This is a genomic window from Arthrobacter sp. LjRoot78 (genome assembly GCF_964254335.1).
GTDB lineage: Bacteria > Actinomycetota > Actinomycetes > Actinomycetales > Micrococcaceae > Arthrobacter.
On the sequence record NZ_CAXUTG020000001.1, the window covers coordinates 4,481,926 to 4,505,504 of the forward strand.

Consider the following 23,579-nt stretch of genomic DNA (forward strand, 5'->3'; position numbering starts at 1 on the left):
GCCGGCACCCCGCGTGAAGAGTTCGTATGAACAGATCACGGGGATGCCGGCCCCCGGCGTCAGTACAGTCAGGCTGCTGTTACTTCTTTTCCCAGCCGAGGGTGGTCCAGTCCGGAACCTGGGACAGGCTCTTGAACAGGGACGGGCCGTAGTTGGCCAGGCCGGTGCGGACGAAGGAGATCTGCGGCCCGTTCATCACGACGCCCATGGAGAAGTACTTGGCCATGTGCTTCTTTTCAACTTCCATGGCTGCCTTGTTGCGCTCGGCGTTGTCCTCAATGCTGCTGAGTGCCTTGATCTCGGCATCCAGCTCGGCGTCGCCCAGTTCGTTCTCGTTGGTTTTGGAGTCGTAGAACTGCTTGACGGCGTCCGTTGCGTCAGCACCCACGGTGTAGCCGGAGACGCTCAGGAAGAAGTCGCGGCTGCCCAGGACCTTGCCGAAGTCGGCAGAGGCGCGCTGGTCGATTCCCACGTCCATGCCGCCGGCCTGGAGCTGCTTCTGCAGGGTCTGCACGAACGCCAGGGTGGTGGGGTCGTCACCGAAGTTGCTGATCTTGAAGGCGGCCGGAACGCCGTCCTTCTCCATGATGCCCGCGGCATTGGGCTTGTAGCCGGCATCGGTCAGCACCTTCTTGGCTGCCTCTGCACCGGATTCCGTGGCCGGGTAGTTGTCCTGGTAGTACTTGGAGAACGGCAGCAGCATCATGGAACCGGAGCTGGTTTCTTCCCAGTTCAGCCCGTTGAAGCGGACCTTGCGCAGGGCTTCGCGGTCTACGGCGGTGAAGATTGCCTTACGGATGGCGACGTCCGTGAGCGGAGCCTTCTGCGCGTTGAGGTTCAGGCCGCCGGCGAACAGCCGCTGGCCGCGGCGGATCTCGGAATCCTTGGTGCCGTCCAGCTGCTTGTACGGGGTGATGGTGTTCGCGGAAACGCCGTCAATCTCGCCGTTCTTGAAGGCGGCGATAGCGGCGCTGCTCTCCAGCTGGCGGAACACCACCTTGTCGAGGACGGGCTTGGTGCCCCACCATTTGTCGTTCTGCGCCAGGGTCACAGTCTTGGCGGCGCTGTCGTACTTGTCCAGCTTGAAGGGTCCTGCCATCCACTCCGGGTGCATGTCGCCGGTGAAACCGGTGTTGAAGATCTCGGGAGTGTTCACGGCCGGGTGGATCAGTCCGGTGAAGAGGGCATCCAGCGGGTAGACGGGCTGGGTGGTGGTGACCACCACTTCCTTGTCACTGGAACCGGCCTTGACGGAGTCAACGAACTCGTAGGCGCCGGAGCTGACGATGTCGATGTCCTTGTTTTCGCCCTTGAGCATGTTCCAGGTGTTCTGGAAGGCCTTGACGTCGATCGGCGTGCCGTCGTTGTACGCGGCTTTCTCGTTCACCTTGATGGTGATGGTCTGCTTGCCGTCCTTGACTTCGCTCTTGACGTCCTCGCAGAAGTCCTTGTTCGGAGTCGCCGTACCGTCGAAGTCGAAGTTCCAGCAGCCCCAGGTGCCGGCCTGGTCGATGGGGCGGTGCAGTGCGGTGTTGTCCGCGCTGTTGCCGTTGTTGGAGAAGCCGTTGAAGTCCGGACCGATGTTGCCCAGCGGAAGCGTCACGGTGCCGCCGGGTTCCAGGTCCTTGGCATCCTTGGCGTTTATGCTGATCAGCTTGGTGAGGTCACTGCCGGCGTCCTGGCCCTTGCCTGCGTCGGGACCCTTGGGAGTCCCGCCTCCGCCACAGCCGGTGAGCGCGAGCGCTGCCGCTACAGCGGCCACCCCGCCAATCTTGGTCAGATTCTTCATTGTTTTCCCTTCATTTTTTGGTGCGAGAGTTGGTGCTTTGGGGATCGGACAAGTTAGGGGCTGTCGTGGACAACTAGCATTTCCGCGTCGAGTTCACCGTCCGGGAAGAAGCAGGCGAACTGTTGGTCGGCGTCCTGGGCTAACGCCCGAGCCGCCCCGGCCGGGGACGCCTGCGGAGACGCGGTCTGCGGAGAAGCGACCGGTTCCAGCGGCGGCTCTAGGGTGAGGCATTTTTCCTGCTTCGCCGCGGGGAGCGCGGCAAACACCGGGCAGCGGGTGGCGAAGTTGCAGCCCTTTGGCGCATCAAGCGGCGATGGGAGGTCTCCTTGCAGGATGATGCGTTCGCGGGTTCGTTCCAGCTGCGGGTCGGGCACCGGGATCGCGGACAGGAGTGCCCGGGTGTAGGGGTGGCGCGGGTTGTCGAACACGTTGTCCACGTCGCCAATTTCCACGATCTTGCCCAGGTACATCACTGCCACCCGGTTGGAGATGTGCCGCACCACGGACAGGTCGTGGGCCACCATGAGGTAGCTCAGGCCGAGTTCAGCGCGGAGCTTGTCCAGGAGGTTGATCACGCCGGCTTGAACGGAGACGTCCAGGGCGGACACGGGTTCGTCGAGGACCACCAGCTTGGGGTTCACGGCAAGCGCGCGGGCGATACCGATGCGCTGCCGCTGGCCGCCGGAGAACTGGTTGGGGAACCGGTTGACGTGGTCCGGCTGGAGGCCCACCAGTTCCATCAGTTCCATGATCCGCTTCCGGATCGCGGGCTTGTCCATGCCGGCGTTTTCGAGCGGCTCGGACAGGACCTCAAAGACGGTGAAGCGCGGGTCCAGTGCCCCGGTGGGATCCTGGAACACCATCTGGAGTTCCTTGCGCATGGCGGTTTTCGTCCTGGCGTCGGAGGCCGCCTTGTTGCTCAGCCCGCCGATGGTCACCTCGCCGTCCTGGTCCTTGTGGAACTCCATGATTTCCAGCAGCGTGGTGGTTTTCCCGCAGCCGGATTCACCCACGATGGAGAAACATTCGCCCTCGCGGATATCGAAGCTCAGCCCGTCCACGGCCTTCACGGTTCCGATCCGGCGCTTGATGAGCGAGCCCTTCAGGAGCGGGAAGTGCTTCCTGACGTCCCTCAGTTCCAGGACTTTCCTGCGCTCAAGCCGCGGGACGGCATCGAAACGGGAGACCGGTACGGCCGGGGCGTGGAAGATCTCGTGGACATCCACTTCGGCACCCAGTGAGTCGGTCTTGATGCAGGCCGCCTTGTGGGCGCCGCTGCCGGCAATGCCGTTTCCCGCTCCCCTCGGGCCGCTGACCGGCCACAGCTCCGGTTCCCCCTGCAGGCAGGAGTCGCTCACGAGCGGGCAGCGCGGGGCGAAGGAGCATCCGGTGGGCTCGTGGATCAGGTTCGGCGGGATGCCCTCGATGGGCACCAGGGAGGCCTTTTCCGCAATGTCCACGCGCGGCACCGCACCCAGCAGTCCCATGGTGTATGGCATCCGCGGGCTGTAGTAGATGTCGTCCACGCTGCCGGTCTCCACCGGCTTTCCCGCGTACATCACCATGATGTCGTCCGCCATCCCGGCCACCACGCCAAGATCGTGCGTAATCATCACGACGGCGGCCCCGGTCTCCTCCTGCGCTGTGTGCAGCACCTCAAGGACCTGCGCCTGGATGGTGACGTCCAGCGCCGTCGTCGGCTCATCCGCGATGAGCACCCGCGGGTTGTTGGCGATCGCGATCGCGATCATGACGCGCTGGCGCATGCCGCCGGAAAACTCGTGCGGGAACGCCTTCAGGCGGTCCTTCGGGCTGGGGATGCCCACCATGCCGAGAAGTTCGACGGCGCGGGCATCCTTGGCCTGTTTGCTCATCTTCGGGTGGTGGACCGTTAGTGCCTCGATGATCTGGTGGCCCACCGTGTATACCGGGGTCAGGGAGGAGAGCGGGTCCTGGAAGACCATGGCGATGTCGTTGCCGCGGTACCGGCACATGGCCTTGTCGCTGAGTCCCAGCAGTTCCTTGCCGTTCAACCTCACTGACCCGCTGATTTCGGCGGTGGTGGGCAGCAGGCCCATGATGGCCAGGGAGGTCACGGATTTGCCCGAACCGGACTCGCCCACGATGCCGAGCGTCTTGCCCGGCAGGAGGTCGAAGTCGACGCCGCGGACGGCGTGGACCACGCCGTTCTCCGAGTTGAACCGGACGTTCAGGTCCCGGACGGAGAGGACGGCGCCCGCCGGGGCATCACCTGCGGCATGCAGCCCGGCGACGTGCAGGCGCTCCGCCACGGAATCGGCGGGGCGCTCTGTGCTGGCGGTGGTTTCGCGGCTCATTTGTTCCTCTTCCCTGCAGTCTTCTTGGCGCTGCCAACGGAGCTGGAGCTGGGATCGAAGGCATCGCGCAGGCCGTCATTCATCATGGCCAGCGAACCGGTCAGCAGGAACATCACCACGAGCGGAACCCAGAACATCCACGGGAACGTCTGGACCTGGGAGGTTGCCTGGTTGATGAGGACGCCCAGGCTGACATCAGGGACCTTGATGCCGATGCCGATGAAGGAGAACGCGACTTCGGCCAGGATGGCGCCGGTGACGCCGCGGGTGACGTCCAGGACCAGCAGCGATCCGATGTTGGGGACCAGGTGCCGCCAGACGATCCGGCGGGCCGGGATGCCCATGTACTGGGCGGCCTTGACGAAGTCCCGCTGCATGAGCGACATCGAAAGGGAGCGGATCAGGCGGGCGGTGCCCATCCAGCTGAAGACCAGGAGCACGATGATCAGCAGCAGCCAGCTGGGCAGGTTCTCCCGGAGCCCGTTGCCGCCGCCGCTGGTGGCGACTGCCACCACCAGCAGTGCCGGCATCATGATGAGGGCCTCGAGGACGAAGAGCATGACCTTGTCCACTTTGCCGCCGAAGTAGGCCATGGTGCAGCCGTAGACGGCGGCGATCAGCACCGAGACCAGGCCGACCACCAGGCCGATGAGGATGGAGATCCGGGTGCCTTCAACCATCAGGGCGTAGAGGTCGATGCCGGCCTGGGACGTACCCAGGAGGTGTTCTCCGGACGGCGGCATGCCGATGTTGAAGGGGTCGATGGTTTCCTTGTCCCAGGGGGAGAGGAAACCGCCCACGAAGGAGAAGACCGTGAGGGCGAGGAAGATGACCAGGCCGGCCACGGCTGTCTTGTTCCGCAGGAAGCGCCGCAGGATGATCGCGGACTTGGCGATCACGACGTCGTCGTTCTCTATCCTTGCTTCCTCGGCAACGGCGGCGGGGTCGATCGCGTTCAGGTTGGTCATGGCTACTGCACCCGCACTCTCGGGTCGACAAGGGTAGTGGCGAAGTCCGCGAGGATCGCGCCGATGGCGAAGATCACGGAGCCGTACGCGAGGGTGGCTGTGGCCGCGTTGACGTCCTGCAGGGCGATGGCGTCGATGCTCCACGAACCGACGCCCGGCCAGGCGAAGATCTTCTCGGCAAAGAAGCCGCCGGCGAAGATGGCCGGGATGGTGAAGGCGATGCTTTGCGCGACCGGGATGAACGAGACGCGCAGGGCATGGCGGGCGATGGCCTGGTTTCGGGTGAGCCCCTTGGCCCGGGCTGTGCGGACGAAATCCGCGTTGACGTTGTCCAGCAGGTACTGGCGCTGGGCGATCTGGTACGTGCCCCAGCCCACCAGGGTGATGGCCAGGGTGGGCACCGTGTAGTGGGCCACCATGTCGACGAACTGGACCCAGGCGCTGCCTTCCAGACCCGGCGTGGAAATGCCGGTGACGAAGAAGATCCGCTCGCCGATGGTTTCGTTGACGTTGATGGCGCCGAGCTGCACGAGGAAGTAGGCGATCGGCGCAGGCACGATGTACACGAGGTAGCTGTAGGACGTGATCACACGGTCCTGGAACTTGTACTGCCGGGCGGCGGTGTACACACCCAGCGCAACCCCGATGACGAGGGTCAGGACGATGGAGGCCAGGAACAGCCGGGTGGAAATCCACACGCGGTCGCCGAACTCGGCGTTGATGAAGGCGCCGTTGGGGCTTCGCCCCCAGTCCCAGCGCGTGACGACTGCCGTGAGCCAGTCAACGTAGCGTTCCCAGGGGCTGAGCGTCGGGTCAAGGCCCTTGAGCCGGAAGGAGTTTGTCACCTGCTCCGGCGTCGGCCGTGGAATGCGTTCCTGTTCCAGCAGCGCGGGCTGAAGCGTACTAACGGCAAGGAAGTACCCCGCCGTCGTAGTCAGGAAGATCATGAGCAGGTAGGTGGCTGCCCTTTTGGCGAGGTAACGGAACATGTCTGCCTAGCTCCGGATCGCCGGTGCCAGTTCCGCGCCGTGCAGCGACGGCGGCGCCTCGGAGGAGCCGTCCCGGGCCGGTGTCATATCAGCATTCACAGCAGGTGATCCTTCCGTCAGCTCCCGGACCGGCAGGGGTTCCGCCGCCGATCCGGGATCATGGCCAGCGGGTGTCTGGCCGCCCGCGGGCCCTTGGGGCCTTGTCCTTGTGGACTATGTTGCGGGTCACATTCCAGAGGAAACTACCACATATGGGGAACCCTCCACGGTGCCTAAAAGCGGAAACACGGGCGTCCTGTACCAGATCGTTATGAATAAATCACGAGGATTGATTTGACTGGCTGGACGGCGTGCCATGAACTAGCCTTCGTCCGGCCGGGATGCGCTGTCCTGGCGGGGGGCGCTGTGCTGGCGGGGGGCGCCTCCGGGACAGCTGACCACGCGCGTGACGAGCTCGCGCCATGATTCCGCGAGCCGCTCCGGAGCCACATGGTGGACCCGCACCGCGTACAGCAGCCGCTCGGGGTCCAGGGTTGAGCTCAGCGACATCGCCATCAGCCAGGGATCGGGGGTGACTCCCGCGGCCCGCAGGAGCATTTCGATGTGCCGGTGCCACAGGACGGCGGCCGGCACGTCGTAGCGGTTGTAAGCGGACGCGTCCGCGGCCCGGGCCAGCTCGCCAAACTCCAGCACGTAGGCAATCCGTTCCGCGCCGAAGGCCACAAGCCGGTCCAGCGGCGGCGCCCCGGGGCCCAGGGGCGGTGGCCCGAACATGAACCGGCCCTGGAATGCGGCCTCCGAGTCGCTGAGCAGCGTCATCATGAGCCCCGCCCGGGAACCGAAACGCCGGAAGACGGTGCCCTTCCCGACGCCGGCGCGCTCGGCCAGCCTGTCCATGGTGAGCCCGTCCGCGCCGCACTCCTCAATGAGTTCGCGGGCAGCCTTGAGCAGCAGCTCCCGGTTGCGGGCGGCGTCGCTGCGTTCCGCTTCCCCGCCGAGCGGCGATCCGGAGCGGATTGGGATGAGGCTCACAAGAAATATTCTAGCCCCGGGAATAATATCCGGACCGCAGTCCGTTTAGCATGAGTGAAGGCACCAACAGCCTCCGCAAACCAACCAGCCGGCGGATCCCTCCCGCGGCCAGACACAAGGAGTTCAAATGTCCAAGAGCACCGTACTTACACTGGTCGGCAGCCTGCGTGCCGAATCCACCAACCAGAAGCTCGCCGAGGCCATCCAGCTGAACGCACCCGAGCAGGTTGAAGTTGTTATCCACGAAAGCCTGGGCAACATCCCGTTCTACAACGAGGACATCGACGTCGAAGGCCAGGTTCCGGCTGCCGCCGCTGCGCTCCGCGCCGCCGCCAATGACGCCGACGCCCTCCTGCTGGTCACCCCGGAGCACAACGGAACCGTGCCGGCCTCGCTCAAGAACGCCATCGACTGGCTGTCCCGCCCGTTCGGCGCCGGCGCCCTTGCCGGCAAGCCCACCGCCGTCGTGGGCACCGCCTTTGGCCAGTTCGGCGGCGTCTGGGCACAGGACGAAGCCCGCAAGGCTGTCGGCATCGCCGGCGCCCGTGTCATTGAAGACGCCAAGCTGGCCGTTCCCGGCTCCATGGTCCGCTTCGCCGAAGTCCACCCCAAGGACGACGCCGAGGTCGTGGAGCAGATCAAGGGCGTTTTCGATGCCCTGGCCAAGGCCGAAACTGCCGCCGAAGCAGCCTGATTCACCACCCCTGAAGCCCCCGGCCACCGCCGGGGGCTTTTGCGTCACCATTCCGTGATGGAGCTGACGCAAAACCGTCACTTGGCACCTGTTCCGCACACTGGCGCCCCGCCGTAACGTGGAGACGGGGGACGTGCGAGAGCTGGAAGTGCGGTGCCTTCATGATGGTCACGCCTGGGGTCCGGGCAGCTGCGGCAGCCGCCGCGTTGATGCTTCCGCTGTGGCTCGGATCCTGCTCGCTGCCCCTGTCGGCATCCCCGGCCGGTACGGCCGCCCAGCCGGGCAGCGTGCCGGAACCGCAACCACTTCCGCCGCCATTTCCCGGGGCCACAACCGGGGCCCCGCTCCCGGCCTCCGCCGGCGCCGGACCGGAAATTGCCGCCTCCAGCCCGACGGCCAAACCCAGAACGGGCGGCAGCATCACATCGCAGGCCGGCGGCGACGGCGACGCGATGATTGACGACTCCACCGCCGTCACCGGGCCCGCGGTCACAGCTCCGGGCACTCCCGCTTCGGGCAGCTCCGGATCCGGGAACCCGGCAGCGGCGGTGAAACCTGCCGACGACGACAAGGCGGCGCGCGGCCGACTGTCCGGCGGAACGCCCGTGTACTTCGTGGCACTCGATGACGGCGGCAGCTCCGGCGTGCGGTTCGGCTGCAACGACAGCCTCGTGCCCGTCATCCACGACACCGCCGCGGACGAGGAACCGCTCCAGGCAGCCCTCGATTTCCTGCTCGGCGGCAGCGATCCCACCGAGGGGCTGTACAACTCGCTGGACGACTCCGCGCTGAAGTACGTTTCCGCATACTTTGACGGCACCACGGTGGTGGTGAACCTGACCGGAACCATCCGGCCGGGCGGCACCTGCGACGTTCCCCGGCTGGAAGCGCAGCTCACACACACGGCCGTCTCCGCCGTCGGTGCGGCGCGGGCGGAGATCTATGTGGACGGGCGGCGGCTGGCGGACGTTCTTAGCCTCCGGTGAGCCGGCTCCAGGTGAGCCGAGGGCGGCACCCGGCGCTTAGCCCCGCCGGAACAGCTCATCCATGGCCTCGTGGCTGCGGGCGCCGGCCAGTTCGGACCAGTTGCCGTCCCCGAGCACGTCTTCGGCCACCCGGGATACGGTGGCATAAGCAGCCTTCGCCGTGTTTCCGCCGATGCTGATCCGGCGGACACCAGCATCGTGCAGTTCGCCCACGGAAGGCGCGCCCAGGCCGGCTAGCGCGTTCAGTGGCGCGGCGATCCGCCGCGACAGGTCGTGGAGCAGGTGCAGGTCCTGCACCCCGGGCACGAAGATTCCATTGGCCCCCGCGGCCAGGTATGCGTCTGCACGCTGAAGCGTTTCCGTGAAGGCGGTCTCCGTGAAACGGCCGGACAGGTACGTGTCGATGCGGGCGTTGATGAACAGATCAACGCCCGCATCCTCCGCTGTGCGGCGGACGACGGCGATGCGTCGCGCCTGCTCGTCGACGTCAGTTAGCGGATCATCGCCGGAGTCTTCGAAGTTCACACCGACCGCTCCGGCTGCCAGGACACTGCGGATTGTTTCCCGCAGTTCACCCTCGTCGAATGCACCGCGTGCCTTCGCATATCCCGTCTCTATGTCCGCCGTGACCGGCAGCGCCGTAGATGCCGCAATCCGGCCAAGGGCCGCCATGGCGAGTTCCCGCGGCAGGTGGTTGCCGTCCGGAAAGCCGAGGCTCCAGGACAGGGCTGAACTGGAGGTGGCCAGCGCGGTCGCTCCTGCTTCTTCCACGAGGCGGGCGGACGCCACATCCCAGACATTCACCAGGACCAGCGGCGCCGGGTCCTCGTGCAGTGCGTGGAAGGCGGCAGCCAGGGGACCGAAGCGACTCTGCGTTGTCATGGCTCTATTCCATGCCCTGCGCCGTTCCAGGTAAAGCAATTCAGTCCCGCGCCAAGGGAAGATTCAGATTTTTAGCAACAAACGTTGCCTCATTGACAACAACTGGCTGTATCCTGTCAGTGTGACCCACGAAACACTTGATGCCGCCGCAGACATCCTGCCGGCCGAGGCAATTGACGCAATCGAACGCGCGGCAACGTCCGCCCACCGCCACGATGAACTTTTCTCGGAGCGCGCAGCAAACATCAAGCAGTCCGCCGTCCGCGACGTCTTCGACATCTCCCTGCGCCCGGGCCTGGTGTCGCTGGCCGGCGGCAGCCCCTACCTGCAGTCGCTGCCGCTGGAGCGGCTGGGGCAGACAGCGGCGAAGATCATTGCCGAGCAGGGCATGACGGCCCTCCAGTACGGCAGCGGCCAGGGGACCGAAGAATTACGCACCCAGATTTGCGAGGTGATGGCAGCAGAAGGGATCCTCGACGCCGATCCCCGGAATGTGGTGGTCACTGCCGGCTCCCAGTCCGCACAGGACGTGGCCACCAAGGTCTTCTGCAACCCCGGCGACGTGGTGCTGGTGGAGGACCCGACGTATGTGGGCGCGCTGAACACATTCGAGGCCTACCAGGTGGAAGTGGCGCCCGTTCCCATGGACGAGCACGGCCTGGTTCCGGATCTGCTGGAAGCCCGGATCGCCGCCCTCCAGACGGCCGGGAAGAATATAAAGTTCCTGTACACCATCCCGAATTTCAACAACCCGTCCGGCATCACCCTGGCTGAGGAGCGCCGGCAGGAAATCGTCGATATATGCCGGAAAGCGAATATTCTGGTTCTGGAGGACAATCCCTACGGCCTGCTCCGCTTCGAGGGCAAGCCGCTCGCTCCGTTGCGGGCCGCCAACCCGGACGACGTTATCTACATGGGCTCGTTCTCCAAGATCTTCGCCCCGGGGCTGCGGGTCGGCTGGGCCCTGGTGCCGGCACACCTCCAGCGCCGCTACTACCTGGCATCCGAAGCCGTGACGCTCTGCCCGTCCACCCTGAACCAGATGCTGGTCTCGGCCTACCTGCGGGATTACGACTGGAAAGGTCAGATCGAAACCTACCGCGGTCTCTACGCGGAGCGCTGCCAGGCCATGCTCGCCGCCCTTGAGGAGTACATGCCCGAGGGATTGACCTGGACCCGGCCCGAGGGCGGCTTTTTCGTCTGGGTCACGCTGCCCGAGGGCGTGGATACCTACCCGCTGCTGCGCAAGGCCATCGACGCCGGCGTGGTGTTCATCCCCGGGGCAGCGTTCACGCATTCGGACGAACCCTCGAACAAGCTGCGCCTCGCTTTCAGTGCCGTGCCTCCCGAAGCCATCGCCGAAGGCGTGCGGCGGCTCGCGCCGGTCCTGCGGGACGCCATTGCGGCGCTGTAGCCTGAATCATTACTGCATGCTGCCCGCCACTTTTCATTAAACTGACCGATCTCTTAGGAGCAGGACTATGACCGGAATTATTGTTGTCGGCGTTGACGGCAGTGAGACTGCCATGCGGGCCGCGGAAACGGCCCAAGGGCTCGCCGCATCCCTGGACGCGACGCTTCACGTGGTAACCGCGTTCGACAGTGACCGCACCGAGGTCTACGGCAGCGGCAGTGACCGGTTCATTGTCTCCGATGCCGGCGAGGCAGAGAAGGTGGCCAAGGACGTTGCGGCACAGCTGAGCACGGAAGGCCTCAAGGTCACCTATTCCTCGGCCCGGGGCAAGCCGGCGGAAGCCATCATCAGGGAAGCCGAACGATTCGACGCCCGCTTGATCGTGGTGGGGAACCGCCGGATGCGCGGGCTCGGCCGCGTCCTGGGAAGCGTCGCCAACAGTGTGGCGCACAACGCGCCCTGCGACGTCTACATCGCCAAGACCGACGTCGCCGACTAGGACGTCCGGCCGGGGATTCCCTGCTAGGGCGTCTTAAGCAGCCTGCGCAGGATCTTCCCGGACGCGGACTTGGGTACCGCCTCGATGAACTCCACCCGGCGGATTTTTTTGAAGGGAGCCACTTTGCCGGCGACGAAGTCCATGACGCCGGCTTCGTTGAGTGTCCCCGCCTGCCCGCCCGGCTGGCGCACCACGAAAGCCATCGGGACTTCCTGGCCGTCGGCGTCGGGCGTCCCGATCACGGCAGCATCCGCGATGCCGGGGTGCGTCAGCAGCAATGCTTCAAGTTCCGCCGGGGCGATCTGGTAGCCCTTGTATTTGATAAGTTCCTTGAGCCGGTCCACGATGGTCACCACGCCGTCGGCGCGGACGGTGGCGATGTCGCCCGTGTGAAGGAAACCGTCCGCGTCCAGGGTGTCCGCCGTTTCCTCCGGGCGGTTGAGGTAGCCCAGCATGACGTTCGGTCCCCGGCACAGCAGATGGCCCGGGGCGCTGGTGCCCTCCGCCGGGACGCCGATGTCCTCACCGGTGGCTGGGTCCACCAGCCGGCATTCCATGTTGGGCACCGTGAACCCCACCGAGCTCACCGGAACGTCCGTGCCGCCCACCGGGATCAGGTGCGACACCGGGCTCATCTCGGTCATCCCGTAGCCCTGCAGCACGCGGCACTGGAGCCGTTCGGCGAGAGCCGCGCCGAGTTCACCGTCCAGCGGCGCGGCGCCCGAGAGCGTTGTGTGGACGGAGCCGAGATCGTATTCGGAAACAAGCGGGTGCTTGGACAGTGCCACGGCCACCGGCGGCGCGATGAACAGGTACGTGCATCTGTGGTCCTGGATGATCCGCAGGAACTCGGCCAGTTCGAACCGGGGCATGGTGACCAGGCAGGCCCGTTCCCGCAGGGCAAGGTTCAGCAGGACGGTCAGGCCGTAGATATGGAAAAACGGCAGCAAGGCGAGGAGCCTGTCCTGGTCCTTCACGTTCAGCAGCCCGCGGGACTGCTCCACGTTGGCCACGAGGTTGCGGTGGCTGAGCTTAACGCCTTTGGGCCGCCCGGTGGTCCCGGACGAATACGGCAGTACCGCCACATGGGTTGCCGGGTCGAAGGACACGGCCGGAACCGGCGCTCCGGCGGTGAGCAGGTCCTTCAGCGACGGGTGACCTGCGGCGCCGTCGAGCACCACCAGCCGGTCCGCCGGGATTCCGGCGCGTTCGGCGGCTTCCTCGGCCCCCGGGAGCAGCGCTGACACCGTGAACAGCCAGCTGGCGCCGGCATCCTCAAGCTGAAGCGCCAGTTCGTCGGCGGTGTAGAGCGAGTTGACGGTGGTGACGGTGGCGCCGGCGCGGAGCAGGCCGTGGAAAACGGCCGCGAAGGCCGGGATGTTGGGGCAGAGGATGGCCGCGACCCCGCGCGGGCCCAATCCGCGCGCGGACACGGCCCCCGCCACCGCATCGATCTGCTCCAGCAGCTGGCGGTAGGTGGTTTCCGCGCCGCTAGCGCCGTCCACGACGGCGGTCCGGTCCAGGTCCGCTTCCGTGATGCCGCCGAAGAGGTACTCATAAATGCTTTGGTCCGGGATGACCACATCCGGGAAGGGGCTCGAAAACACGCAACATCTCCTTTGATTTGCTCCAGCAGCCGGCGGCCGGTGACGGCGGCAGCTGGTGCAACTCTAGTGCGGCATGTCAAGTACGGAACGTCCCACGCTTGACCGACGTCACTCCCCCTGGTGGGCAGCCTCACCCGTTTTCCGGCGGAATCACGCGGTTTACGGCGATAAAATTAGAAGGTGCTCGATGGTGCGGACATCCGAGTACCACCGACTTCAGGGGAACATTATGCTGACTCTTCAGCGCCGCCAGCTCGTAGGCCACGACATCCTTCTTGCCCGCCACGGGAACCACATCAGCATGATGCGTGTGGACCGCGCCAATGACAGGGTGATTGCCTTCCTCGACGACGGCTCCACCGACTCCGCACCCAACCTCATCACACCCGGCCTGAACCTGCCGGAGACCATCCGCAGCGTCATGCGCGATGACTGGAAGTTCTTCGCCGTCGTCACCGCGTGCGTCACCGGCTTTTCCGGTCTGATGATCACGGCGGCCGTCGCCTTGAGCGGAATGGCTTCCGATCCGGCCCTGGCCCAGATGCTCTCGAACTACCCCGCCTACTAGGCCGCCCCTTTCGGCTGGCACAACAGACGCAGGCTGACTCAACAAACGCAAAAGGAACCCCGTCGCTGACAGCGGCGGGGTTCCCTTGGTTTCTGCTCCGGACTGGTACTGATCCAGCGCTACTAATCCAGCAGGAGGGCCGGCTCCTCAAGGATTGCCGCGACGTCGGCCATGAAGCGCGCCGAGAGATCGCCGTCCACCACGCGGTGGTCGAAGGACCCGCCAAGGGTGGTGATCCAGCGCGGGATGACTTCGCCGTCCAGGACCCAGGGCTTCTGCTTGATGGTGCCGAAGGCCACGATGGCCACTTCGCCGGGGTTGATGATCGGAGTGCCGGTGTCGATTCCAAGCGCGCCGATGTTGGTGACGGTCAGCGTGCCGCCCTGCATCTGGGCAGGCTGGGTTTTTCCCGCCCGGGCAGTGGTGGCCAGGTCGTTGAGCGCAAGGGCCAGTTCCTTGAGCGAGAGGTCCTGGGCATTCTTGATGTTCGGCACCATCAGGCCGCGCGGGGTTGCCGCTGCGATTCCCAGGTTCATGAAGTGCTTGACGTGGATCTCGGCGGCATCGCTGCCGTCGGCGCTGTCCACCCATGTGGCGTTGACGCTGGGGTTGCGGGCGGCTGCCCAGATCACTGCCTTGGCGAGGATCAGCAGCGGGGAGACCTTGATTCCTTCGAAGTCGCGAGAGACCTTGAGCCGCTTGACGAACTCCATGGTGCGGCTGGCGTCGACGTCCACGAAGATGCTGACGTGCGGTGCGGCGAACGCCGACTCCACCATCGCCTTGGCCGTGGCCTTGCGGACACCCTTGACGGGAATCCGCTCGATGCGCTGGTCCTGCGGCCGGCCGGACTTGCCCCAGAAGGTGTCCGCCTTGTCCACTTCGGCATCGCGCTGGGCCTGGTAGCTGACCAGGTCTTCGCGGGTGACTTCGCCCCGTGCACCCGTGGCCACGACGTCTGCGAGGTCGATCCCGAGGTCCCGGGCTATTTTGCGCACCGGAGGCTTGGCCAGGACCTTGTTCACCAGGCCGCTGATGGTGCCGCCGAGGGTCGGGCGCCCCGAGCCTTCCTCGGGGACCGCTCCGGCGTCTGTGACCGTAGGCGCGCCGGCGTTGATCCAGATGCCCTGGGTCTCGACTGGCTCGACTACTGGAACAGGCTCGACCACCGGGGACGGCGCTGCGGCCGATGACGCAGGGCCTTGCGCGGCCGCCGATGCCTTGCGCGGGCGGCGCTTGACGGCGTCGGCCTTGGGACCCGAGCCAACCAGCGGGCCGACGGCCTTGTCGGAGACACCAGCGGCCTCCGCCCCCGAAGCAGGGGCAGCCGGCGCCTGTGCCGGTGTTTGCACCTGTGCAGCTGCGGCGGGAACCGGCGCATCCGCGGGCGTCGGGTCGCCGGACACGGCGTCACTGACGCTGATGATCGGAGTCCCGACGTCGACTGTCACTCCCACGGGCACGAGCAGTTCGGTGACCGTGCCCGCAAACGGCGACGGCAGTTCCACGAGGGACTTGGCCGTCTCGATCTCACACAGAATGTCGTTGATCGCGACGCTGTCGCCGGGCTTGACGTTCCACGAAACGATCTCGGCCTCGGTGAGCCCTTCGCCCACGTCGGGGAGGTTGAACTTGTTTACAGTCATGGGGTCCTCGGTTTGGAAGGCATCGTCAGTAGGAGGCTGTCAGCAGGAAGTCGTCAGTACGCGAGGGCGCGGTCCAGCGCCTCGAGGATGCGGTCGATGTCCGGCAGGTAGTCTTCTTCCACCTTCGCCACGGGGTAAGGCATGTGGAAGCCGCCTACACGGATCACCGGGGCTTCGAGGGACAAGAACGCCCGCTCGCTGACCCGGGCCGCGATTTCGCCACCGATGCCGCCGAACGTCGGTGCCTCGTGGGCCACGACAAGCCGGCCGGTCTTCTTCACGGATTCCGTGACCGTGTCGAAGTCGATCGGCGAGATGGACCGCAGGTCGATCACCTCCACGCTGTGGCCGTCCTCGGCAGCGGCTGTTGCCGCGGCGAGGGCCACGGGAACCAGCGGACCGTAGGCCACCACGGTGGCGTCGGTGCCTTCGCGCAGGACGTGGGCCTTGAACGGGTCCGCCGAGGCGCCGGGTGACTCAGTGTCGACGTCGCCCTTGAGCCAGTAGCGGCGCTTCGGTTCGAAAACGATCACCGGGTCCTGGCAGTCGACGGCCTGCTGGATCATCCAGTAGGCATCGTGGGGGTTGGAAGGCGTGATGATGCGCAGGCCGGCCGTGTGGGCGAACAACGCCTCAGGCGACTCTGAGTGGTGTTCGATCGAGCCGATGCCGCCGCCGTACGGAATGCGGATGACGACCGGCACGGTGAGGTTTCCGTTGCTGCGCGCGTGCATCTTGGCCAGCTGGGTGGTGATCTGGTTGAAGCCCGGAAAAACGAAGCCGTCGAACTGGATCTCGCACACCGGCAGGTATCCGCTGAGGGCAAGTCCGATCGCGGTGCCGATGATGCCGGACTCGGCCAGCGGGGTGTCCACGACGCGGTCGGCGCCGAATTCACCGATCAGCCCGTCGGTGACCCGGTAGACGCCGCCGAGCGGACCGATGTCCTCGCCCATGAGCAGGGTGCGGGGGTTGTTGTTCAGCGTCGCGCGCAGGCCTTCGTTGATGGCCTTGGCGATAGTCATGGTGGTCATCGGTTGGCTGCCCCGTCTGTATCTGCCTCGACTGTCTCTGATTCGTCGGCGAATCCTGCACTGTATTCCTCGAACCAGGCCAGTTCTTCGGCCACCAGCGGGTGCGCTTCGGCGTAGGTGTTGGCGAACGCCGTCCGGATGTCCGGGGTTTCGAGGTCGTGGGTCGTCTTGCGGACGTAGGCGGCGAGCTCATCGCCGTCAGCCTTGACCTTGGCGAAGAAGTCATCGTCCGCGAGGTTCTCGGCGCGGAGGTACTTCTCGAGCCGTTCGAGGGGGTCTTTCGCCCGCCACTGCGCCTCTTCGTCGGAGCCGCGGTACTTCGTGGGGTCGTCGGCCGTCGTGTGGGCGCCGACCCGGTAGGTGAACGCCTCGATCAGCACGGGGCTCTTCCCTTCGCGGGCGCGCTCCAATGCCCACTCTGTGACGGCATGGACTGCGATGACATCGTTGCCGTCCACCCGGATGCCCGGGAAACCGTAGCCCTTGGCACGGTCGGCGAGCGGGACGCGGGTCTGAACGGTGCTGGGCACCGAGATGGCCCAATGGTTGTTCTGGCAGAAAAAGACCACGGGCGCGTTGTACGACGAGGCGAACACCATGGATTCGTGCACGTCGCCTTCGGAGCTGGCGCCGTCGCCGAAGTAAACCATGACCGCTGCCTTGGGCTCCTGCGGCTGTCCCGGAGTGGCGTTGGCGGCCGCGAGTTTCTGGTCACGCTGGATCCCCATGGCGTAGCCGACGGCATGCGGAGTCTGCGCTGCGAGGACCAGGGTGTACAGGTGGAAGTTGGTGTCCTTGGGGTTCCAGCCCCCGTTGGACACGCCGCGGAACTGCCGCAGCAGCTCGGCGAGGTCGACGTTGCGCGTCAGGGCGACCCCGTGTTCGCGGTAAGTGGGGAAAATGTAGTCCTGCGGCTGGCTGGCCCGGCCCGAACCGATCTGGGCTGCTTCCTGACCCGTGAGGGGTACCCACAGGGCAAGCTGGCCCTGCCGCTGGAGCGCAGTTGCCTCCTGGTCAAAGCGCCGGATGGCTGCCATGTCGGCGTAGAAACCCCGCAGCTTATCAGCGTCCAGACGCTTGGCGTAGGCGGAAAAAACCGGGTCTTCGCCCAACGTGCCGTCCGGGCCCAGGAGCTGGACCATTTGAGTGGGAGGTTCGCCCAGCACGGCCTCGGCTTCCGCCTCGAGCTGGTCATCTACCCCGGTTCCGTCGAACTCGGTAGCGGGCAGGTGTGTGGCGCCCATACCGTCTCCTTGCTTGCCGCTCACAAGAGCGTCGCAATCTCGCTGGGATATATGCCGAATCGGGAATATATTCCTGATCCGGCATATATTTTGGCTTACTGTCCCTTACTTTATCCGCAGTAGGCGGACGCCGGGCGTTATGTTAAGCGCTAGGAACGCCGTGGCGGCTTTGTATAGTTCGCACAGAGCTTGAGGAATCGGCTGTTGGCTTCCTCCTCGCCGATGCTCACCCGGACACCCTCGTTGCCGAATGCCCGCACGGACAGGGCGTTTTCACCCGCCAGCGCGGCGAACTCCGCGCTGTTTTCGCTCAGATTGAGCCACACGAAGTTGCCCTGGGCGTCCGGCACGAACCAGCCAAGCTCGCGGAGCCCGGCCGTCACGCGGTCACGCTCGTCCACAAGGCTTTGTACCCTTTCTACAACCTGGCTGAAGTTCTGCAGCGAGGTGACAGCCGCCCGCTCGGCGATCTGGGACACCGAGAACGGCGTGGCGGCCACCCGGAGGTGCTGCGTGAGGTCCGGGTGGGAGACGCTGTACCCCACGCGGAGGCCGGCCAGCCCGTGCGCCTTCGAGAAGGTCCGGAGGACCACCACATTCGGGTGCTTGCGGTACATCTCGATGCCGTCCACGGCGTGCTCGGCCCGCACGAACTCCTGGTATGCCTCGTCAATAACGATGACGACGTCCGAGGGGACAGAGCGAATGAACCGCTCGGTTTCCTCGGATTCGAGGATGGGACCGGTGGGATTGTTGGGGGTGCACAGCAGGATGACTTTGGTTCGCGCGGTAACGGCGGCTGCCATGGCATCGAGGTCGTGGCGGCCTTCGGGCGTCAGGGGGATCCTCACGCTTTCGGCCCCGGCAAGCCCGACACAGATGGGGTATGCCTCAAAAGACCGCCAGGCGTAGATGACTTCATCGGCCTTGCCGTCGTCGTTCTGCCCGGCGAAGGTCACCAGCAGCTGGTTCAGCGCGCCCAGGCTGCCCGCGCCCGTGACGATATCTTCGGCGGGAACCTGCAGGAACTCCGAGAGCGCCACCCGGAGTTTCGTACTGAGGGGGTCGGGGTAGCGGTTGAAATCGGTCTGCTCCGCAATGGCCTGCAACACTGCAGGGATGGGCGGAAGCGGGTTCTCGTTGGAGGACAGCTTGTAGCTGGCTAGACCCTCGACGGCGGCGGGAGGCTTGCCGGCGGCATAACGGGGAAGCCTGTCCACGACCGGACGGGGCCTGATTCCCCCGGCGGGGTTCTCTGGTGAAGTCATGCCAACTAGCCTACTTCTCCGGTCCTGCCGCTTTCCCCCGCCGTGTGAAAGCATGGGCCCATGTTCTCTTTCATCGTGCGGGTTCTCATCAATGGCCTTGCCCTCTGGATTGCCAGCTGGATCCTGCCCGGCCTGGACATCTCCACCACCGCAACGACCGAAGCCGTTGCCCAAGGCGGCGTAACGCAGGGAACCGACCCGCTGGGCATCATTCTCGCCTACCTGTTCATCGGCCTGATCTTCGGCCTGGTCAATGCGTTGGTACGGCCGATCGTCAGCCTGCTGTCCCTGCCGATCACCATCCTCACGCTGGGGCTGTTCACGATCGTCATCAACGCCGCCATGCTGTACCTGACCTCCTGGCTCAGCAGCTACACCCCCGTCCACTTCACCATCGACTCCTTCTTCTGGACGGCGGTTCTGGCGGCCATCATCATCACGCTGGTCTCCCTCGTGGCTGGCAGGATCACGGGCGTCCGCCGCTAAGCGGGCTGGTGCAGCTAGCGTGCAACCCACTTGGCAGCGCCCAATGGCGGCCGATCCGGCTGGCGGGCAGACGTAACCCGGGGCTCCCGGTTTACGGCGAAACGCGTGGCTGTCCCTGCGCCGCCGACGCCGAGGACTCCGGCCAGGACCGCAGTGTTTGCGACCAAAGAGGGGTCTTCACTGGCGGACACCGCCCTGGCCCCTGCCTCGTAATTTTCAAGACTATGGCCGGGCCCGAGCCCGGGGTCTTTCCCGTCCGGGGTGACCACCCGGTCCGTCAACGTAACGGTGACCCTGTCCCGGGTGTCCGGATTCGGAATTCCGTCGCTGCCGGGGACCCAGTCCTGGCGGTGTTCCATATGCAGGGACGTGATTCCGGTTTCGGGGGTAATTCCGCCCACCGGCGATCCGGCCGTGAGGACATACTTCAGGTCGAATTCGGCGAGGAACGCCTTGTCGCTGCTGAGGTTCATGGCATGCACCCCGCCTTGGCTGTAGCCGACAGCGACCACTTGGTCGCCCTTGGAGGCTCCGGCCTGGTGCAACGCCGAGGTGACGGCGGCATTGAGCTGCTCCGAGCCGTATCCCAGCGCCTCCACAATTCCTGCCTCATCCAGCGGGTTCACTCCCCCGGGCGGATCAGTGCGTTGTGTGCCGGGGACGATGACAATGAATGCCTTGTGCCCGCCGTTCCCGACCTGGACCACTTCGATTGTCCCGTGCCCGTCAGCGTCCAGCTCACGGAGCCGGGCAAGCAAGCAGCGCGGCTGGGGAGGTATCGACGTCGACGTCGCGCGTCAGTTCCTCTACCGCAGTAACCGGCCGGGGCTTCAACCACGGAAAGTAGTTCTCCGTCAACCTGCGAACGAAGGCACCCGAGGCTGAAATATGCCGCCCGGCAGCCACCTCTGCGGCCAGTGCCCTGGCGAGGTCCTCTTTCGGTGCAATCGTGCCCAGCAGCATGATCGATGCCTGCAGCGCGACGGCCTCGGCCGCGTCACGGCTGGGGTAGTTGGCCTGGGTCAGATCCACGAACAACAAAGGCAGGAAGCCCCAGCCGTCCTCCGGCAGGCGGATCCCGGCGGCGGCCAGCGACTCCGCCCTTTCATAGTCGCGGTGGCTTGCGCGGACCTGGTCGCTGAGGTGCTGGAGTCCTTCCCTGACGGCGCGCACCGATTGACCGCCTTCACCCACTGCGATGAGTGCCGCCGTGCCGCTGGGCCGTGGATCGTACTGGTAGGGACACAGCTCTTCCCAGATCCGGCGGACGCCGATTTCGACGGCGGCGAGTTCTTCAGCCATGCCGTCCAGCTCGGACACACCGGCCATGAGCTCCTCCAGCTGGAAGCGGATTCCGCCCACACCGCCGCGGATCCGCATGCTCCCGTCGGTGGCCGGTTCCAGCGGCCCCAGCGGTCCGCCGCTTCCGGAGGGTGTGGCCTCCGCCATCAGTACCCGCCCCCGGGAGTCCGCTGGGACGAGACAGGGACCTGCTGTGAGTGGCGAAGCACGGCTTCGTAAGCCGCCATCAGCCGCTCCCGTGCCCGGTCCAGCGCGGCTGCCTGCAGCGAGATGGCCGTGCGGTACGCCTGTCCGGCCGGGGACTGCCACTCAGCCAGCTGCACGTGGCGGAACCTGAGCATCGACGTATCGAGGCTGTGGGCGAAGTTGGCGACCCGCCATGCCAGCTGCTGCACTTCGAAGCTCCGCGATCCGCACATGTTGGCATCCGCTGCGGTGATGCTGCCGCTCATTCCAGCTCCCCTGACTTTGTTGTTCCGCATGGTCGGTGATGACGACGCTACGGAGCGGCCCAAGGGCCTGGTACCGCCGACGTCGACTATGTGGAAAACGGGGGACACCCCGGAACCCCGGGCCTGGGGAGGAGAAGTCATACGGACTCCGCGCTTAAGGGGCGGCGCGACTTCGTGAAACAATCAGCACATGCCTGAAACTGCCGCCACAGCTGACACCCGTACGCCTTCCGGACGCCTGGCCCTCGCCGCGTCGCCGGACAAGATTGCCCTCGGCCCGCTGGACGGCCGGTACCAGTCCGCCGTAGCGCCATTGGTGGATTACCTGTCCGAGGCGGCCCTGAACCGCGACCGCGTGGCCGTGGAAGTTGAATGGCTCATCCACCTGACCGGCAACAACGTGCTGCCGGGCGCCGGTCCGCTGACGGCTGAACAGCAGGACCAGCTCCGCGCGATCGTCACCGAATTCGATTCGGCTTCGGTCACCGAGCTGGCCGAAATCGAGGCCGTGACCGTGCACGACGTCAAGGCTGTGGAGTACTACATCGGCCGCAGGCTCCCGGCCATCGGCATTGAGCGGCTGACCGCCATGGTGCACTTCGGCTGCACGTCCGAAGACATCAACAACCTCTCCTACGCCTTGGGTGTCAAGGGGGCTGTGGAGGACGTGTGGCTGCCCGCCGCCAGGGCCCTTGTGGCCCAGATCAGCAAGATGGCTGACGACAACCGCAGCGTGCCCATGCTCTCCCGCACGCATGGCCAGCCGGCCACGCCCACCACACTGGGCAAGGAACTGGCCGTCATTGCACACCGCCTGACCCGCCAGCTGGACCGTGTCGCCAAGACCGAATACCTGGGCAAGATCAACGGTGCCACCGGCACCTACGCGGCGCACGTGGCCTCCGTGCCGGGCGCCGACTGGCAGCAGGTTGCGAAGTCGTTCGTCGAGGGCCTGGGCCTGACCTGGAACCCGCTGACCACCCAGATCGAAAGCCACGACTGGCAGGCGGAGCTGTACGCCGACGTCGCGCGTTTCAACCGGATCCTGCACAACGTGTGCACGGACATCTGGAGCTACATCTCCATCGGCTACTTCGCTCAGATTCCGGTGGCGGGCGCCACGGGTTCCTCCACCATGCCGCACAAGGTCAACCCGATCCGTTTCGAGAACGCCGAGGCCAACCTGGAGATCTCCTCAGCCCTGCTTGATGTTCTCGGCTCCACCCTGGTCACCTCGCGCTGGCAGCGCGACCTCACCGATTCCTCGAGCCAGCGCAACATCGGCGTGGCGTTCGGGCACTCCCTGCTGGCCATCTCCAACGTGGTCAAGGGCCTGGAGCGCCTGGATGTGGCCGAGGACGTCCTGGCCGCCGACCTCGACACCAACTGGGAAGTGCTGGGTGAGGCGATCCAGATGGTGATGCGCGCCGAAGCGATTGCCGGCGTCGAAGGGATGGAAAACCCCTACGAACGGCTCAAGGACCTCACCCGCGGACAGCGCGTGGATGCCGCCCGGATGCAGGAATTCGTGCAGGGGCTGGGCCTGTCCCCCGACGCCGAAGCGCGGCTGCTTGCCCTGACGCCCGGAAAGTACACCGGCATCGCCACCGAACTGGTGGACCACCTCAAATGAGGCTTCTGCTGATCCGGCACGGCCAGACCCCCGGGAACGTGCTGGGCCAGCTGGATACCGCACACCCGGGGCCGGGCCTCACGGAACTGGGCGAGCGCCAGGCCGAGGCGCTGTCGCGTGCCCTGGTGAATGAGCCGATCCAGGCCCTCTATGCCTCCACTCTGATCCGTACACAGATCACGGCTGCTCCCCTGGCGCGGCTGCAGGGCCTCGAGGCCGAGGTGATCGAGGGCATCCACGAGATCGAGGCCGGAGCGCTGGAAAAGCAGACGGACCACGAATCGCACAAGCGGTACCTGGGAACCATATTTTCCTGGGCCGACGGCGACCTGGACCGCAGGATGCCCGACGGCCCCAGCGGCCGGGACTTCTTCGACCGCTATGACGCCGCAATCGCACAAGTCGCCGACCGGGCAAATGGCCTCGGGGATTCCTCGTCGGTGGCCGTGGTCAGCCACGGTGCAGCCATCCGGGTGTGGGCCGGCCTGCGGGCCGGCAACATCGAACCGGACTTTGCTGCCAGGCACGTCCTGGATAACACCGGCATTGTGGCGCTGGAGGGGGACCCCGACAGCGGCTGGGAGCTCATCCACTGGGACGACAGTCCGGTGGGCGGCCTGGCTCTGGCCGACCCCACAGCAGAGGACCCCGCCGGCGGACCTGCCTGACCACCACACTGCCCGCAGGCACTGGACTGCTCCCCCGAACGCGTTCATGATGAAAGCAGGCGTGGGGACAGGATGGTCGGCC

The 23,579-nt window shown here is 65.7% G+C and carries 22 protein-coding genes; 8 read left to right on the forward strand and 14 right to left on the reverse strand.

What is annotated here, in order from left to right:
• Positions 1–79 precede the first annotated feature (79 nt).
• From ACSQ1X_RS20810 to ACSQ1X_RS20830, 5 genes are all read right to left on the reverse strand, one after another.
• Positions 80–1,789, reverse strand: coding sequence for an ABC transporter family substrate-binding protein (locus ACSQ1X_RS20810; protein WP_436059123.1), 1,710 nt, complete (start codon positions 1,787–1,789; stop codon positions 80–82).
• A 53-nt stretch (positions 1,790–1,842) separates the two neighbouring features.
• Entirely contained in the window at positions 1,843–4,125 is a 2,283-nt protein-coding gene (locus ACSQ1X_RS20815; RefSeq protein WP_436059124.1) for a dipeptide ABC transporter ATP-binding protein, read from the reverse strand.
• Positions 4,122–5,093, reverse strand: coding sequence for an ABC transporter permease (locus tag ACSQ1X_RS20820; protein ID WP_436059125.1), 972 nt, complete (start codon positions 5,091–5,093; stop codon positions 4,122–4,124). The genes ACSQ1X_RS20815 and ACSQ1X_RS20820 overlap by 4 nt, the downstream gene beginning before the upstream one ends.
• A gap of 2 nt (positions 5,094–5,095) precedes the next feature.
• Positions 5,096–6,082: an ABC transporter permease gene (locus ACSQ1X_RS20825; protein ID WP_028271466.1), complete on the reverse strand. Its 987-nt coding sequence runs from the start codon at positions 6,080–6,082 to the stop codon at positions 5,096–5,098.
• Positions 6,083–6,442: 360 nt separating this feature from the next.
• Complete coding sequence (locus ACSQ1X_RS20830) at positions 6,443–7,114, reverse strand: TetR/AcrR family transcriptional regulator (RefSeq protein ID WP_436059126.1); 672 nt, start codon at positions 7,112–7,114, stop codon at positions 6,443–6,445.
• A gap of 127 nt (positions 7,115–7,241) precedes the next feature.
• Here ACSQ1X_RS20830 and ACSQ1X_RS20835 point away from each other — a divergent pair, with 127 nt between their 5' ends.
• Together ACSQ1X_RS20835 and ACSQ1X_RS20840 are read left to right on the forward strand one after the other, a co-directional pair.
• The gene (locus ACSQ1X_RS20835) at positions 7,242–7,808 is read left to right on the forward strand and encodes an NAD(P)H-dependent oxidoreductase (protein ID WP_055799882.1); all 567 of its coding nucleotides are present in this window, start codon (positions 7,242–7,244) and stop codon (positions 7,806–7,808) included.
• Between the two features lie 161 nt (positions 7,809–7,969).
• On the forward strand, positions 7,970–8,794 hold the full coding sequence (locus ACSQ1X_RS20840) for a GerMN domain-containing protein (RefSeq protein ID WP_436059127.1): 825 nt from the start codon (positions 7,970–7,972) through the stop codon (positions 8,792–8,794).
• A 36-nt stretch (positions 8,795–8,830) separates the two neighbouring features.
• Here the strand turns inward: ACSQ1X_RS20840 and ACSQ1X_RS20845 are convergent, their stop codons facing one another.
• Positions 8,831–9,676 carry an isocitrate lyase/PEP mutase family protein gene (locus ACSQ1X_RS20845; RefSeq protein ID WP_436059128.1) on the reverse strand — a complete coding sequence of 282 codons (846 nt, stop codon included), beginning with the start codon at positions 9,674–9,676 and terminating at the stop codon, positions 8,831–8,833.
• Positions 9,677–9,797: 121 nt separating this feature from the next.
• On the opposite strand from ACSQ1X_RS20845, the gene ACSQ1X_RS20850 reads away from it, so the two are divergent.
• Together ACSQ1X_RS20850 and ACSQ1X_RS20855 are read left to right on the forward strand one after the other, a co-directional pair.
• Entirely contained in the window at positions 9,798–11,090 is a 1,293-nt protein-coding gene (locus ACSQ1X_RS20850) for a PLP-dependent aminotransferase family protein (RefSeq protein ID WP_055799889.1), read from the forward strand.
• A gap of 67 nt (positions 11,091–11,157) precedes the next feature.
• The gene (locus ACSQ1X_RS20855; RefSeq protein WP_055799892.1) at positions 11,158–11,589 is read left to right on the forward strand and encodes a universal stress protein; all 432 of its coding nucleotides are present in this window, start codon (positions 11,158–11,160) and stop codon (positions 11,587–11,589) included.
• A gap of 23 nt (positions 11,590–11,612) precedes the next feature.
• Here the strand turns inward: ACSQ1X_RS20855 and ACSQ1X_RS20860 are convergent, their stop codons facing one another.
• Positions 11,613–13,196, reverse strand: coding sequence for an AMP-binding protein (locus ACSQ1X_RS20860; protein ID WP_436059129.1), 1,584 nt, complete (start codon positions 13,194–13,196; stop codon positions 11,613–11,615).
• A gap of 229 nt (positions 13,197–13,425) precedes the next feature.
• On the opposite strand from ACSQ1X_RS20860, the gene ACSQ1X_RS20865 reads away from it, so the two are divergent.
• The gene (locus ACSQ1X_RS20865) at positions 13,426–13,764 is read left to right on the forward strand and encodes a hypothetical protein (protein WP_436059130.1); all 339 of its coding nucleotides are present in this window, start codon (positions 13,426–13,428) and stop codon (positions 13,762–13,764) included.
• 122 nt (positions 13,765–13,886) lie between these two features.
• Here ACSQ1X_RS20865 and ACSQ1X_RS20870 read toward each other — a convergent pair whose 3' ends face one another.
• The 4 genes from ACSQ1X_RS20870 to ACSQ1X_RS20885 all read right to left on the reverse strand — a co-directional run bounded on the left by ACSQ1X_RS20870 (position 13,887) and on the right by ACSQ1X_RS20885 (position 18,956).
• The gene (locus tag ACSQ1X_RS20870; RefSeq protein WP_436059131.1) at positions 13,887–15,410 is read right to left on the reverse strand and encodes a dihydrolipoamide acetyltransferase family protein; all 1,524 of its coding nucleotides are present in this window, start codon (positions 15,408–15,410) and stop codon (positions 13,887–13,889) included.
• Between the two features lie 53 nt (positions 15,411–15,463).
• A complete protein-coding gene (locus tag ACSQ1X_RS20875; protein ID WP_436059132.1) occupies positions 15,464–16,444 on the reverse strand; it encodes an alpha-ketoacid dehydrogenase subunit beta in 981 nt (326 codons plus the stop codon).
• Positions 16,441–17,688 carry a pyruvate dehydrogenase (acetyl-transferring) E1 component subunit alpha gene (pdhA, locus tag ACSQ1X_RS20880; RefSeq protein ID WP_436059133.1) on the reverse strand — a complete coding sequence of 416 codons (1,248 nt, stop codon included), beginning with the start codon at positions 17,686–17,688 and terminating at the stop codon, positions 16,441–16,443. The genes ACSQ1X_RS20875 and pdhA overlap by 4 nt, the downstream gene beginning before the upstream one ends.
• A 149-nt stretch (positions 17,689–17,837) precedes the next feature.
• Positions 17,838–18,956: a histidinol-phosphate transaminase gene (locus ACSQ1X_RS20885; protein WP_436059134.1), complete on the reverse strand. Its 1,119-nt coding sequence runs from the start codon at positions 18,954–18,956 to the stop codon at positions 17,838–17,840.
• Between the two features lie 60 nt (positions 18,957–19,016).
• On the opposite strand from ACSQ1X_RS20885, the gene ACSQ1X_RS20890 reads away from it, so the two are divergent.
• A complete protein-coding gene (locus ACSQ1X_RS20890) occupies positions 19,017–19,442 on the forward strand; it encodes a phage holin family protein (RefSeq protein WP_028271454.1) in 426 nt (141 codons plus the stop codon).
• A 14-nt stretch (positions 19,443–19,456) separates the two neighbouring features.
• Here ACSQ1X_RS20890 and ACSQ1X_RS20895 read toward each other — a convergent pair whose 3' ends face one another.
• Genes ACSQ1X_RS20895 through ACSQ1X_RS20905 form a run of 3 tightly spaced genes read right to left on the reverse strand, consistent with a single transcriptional unit; the run spans position 19,457 to position 21,196 of the window.
• On the reverse strand, positions 19,457–20,200 hold the full coding sequence (locus tag ACSQ1X_RS20895; RefSeq protein ID WP_436059135.1) for a hypothetical protein: 744 nt from the start codon (positions 20,198–20,200) through the stop codon (positions 19,457–19,459).
• Complete coding sequence (locus ACSQ1X_RS20900) at positions 20,181–20,891, reverse strand: hypothetical protein (protein ID WP_436059136.1); 711 nt, start codon at positions 20,889–20,891, stop codon at positions 20,181–20,183. Before ACSQ1X_RS20900 ends, ACSQ1X_RS20895 begins: the two co-directional genes overlap by 20 nt.
• Positions 20,891–21,196: a hypothetical protein gene (locus ACSQ1X_RS20905; protein WP_235505713.1), complete on the reverse strand. Its 306-nt coding sequence runs from the start codon at positions 21,194–21,196 to the stop codon at positions 20,891–20,893. The genes ACSQ1X_RS20900 and ACSQ1X_RS20905 overlap by 1 nt, the downstream gene beginning before the upstream one ends.
• Positions 21,197–21,386: 190 nt before the next feature.
• Between ACSQ1X_RS20905 and purB the strand changes: the two genes are divergently transcribed.
• Together purB and ACSQ1X_RS20915 are read left to right on the forward strand one after the other, a co-directional pair.
• Positions 21,387–22,829, forward strand: coding sequence for an adenylosuccinate lyase (gene purB, locus ACSQ1X_RS20910; protein ID WP_436059137.1), 1,443 nt, complete (start codon positions 21,387–21,389; stop codon positions 22,827–22,829).
• The gene (locus ACSQ1X_RS20915; RefSeq protein WP_436059138.1) at positions 22,826–23,497 is read left to right on the forward strand and encodes a histidine phosphatase family protein; all 672 of its coding nucleotides are present in this window, start codon (positions 22,826–22,828) and stop codon (positions 23,495–23,497) included. The genes purB and ACSQ1X_RS20915 overlap by 4 nt, the downstream gene beginning before the upstream one ends.
• Positions 23,498–23,579 lie beyond the last annotated feature (82 nt).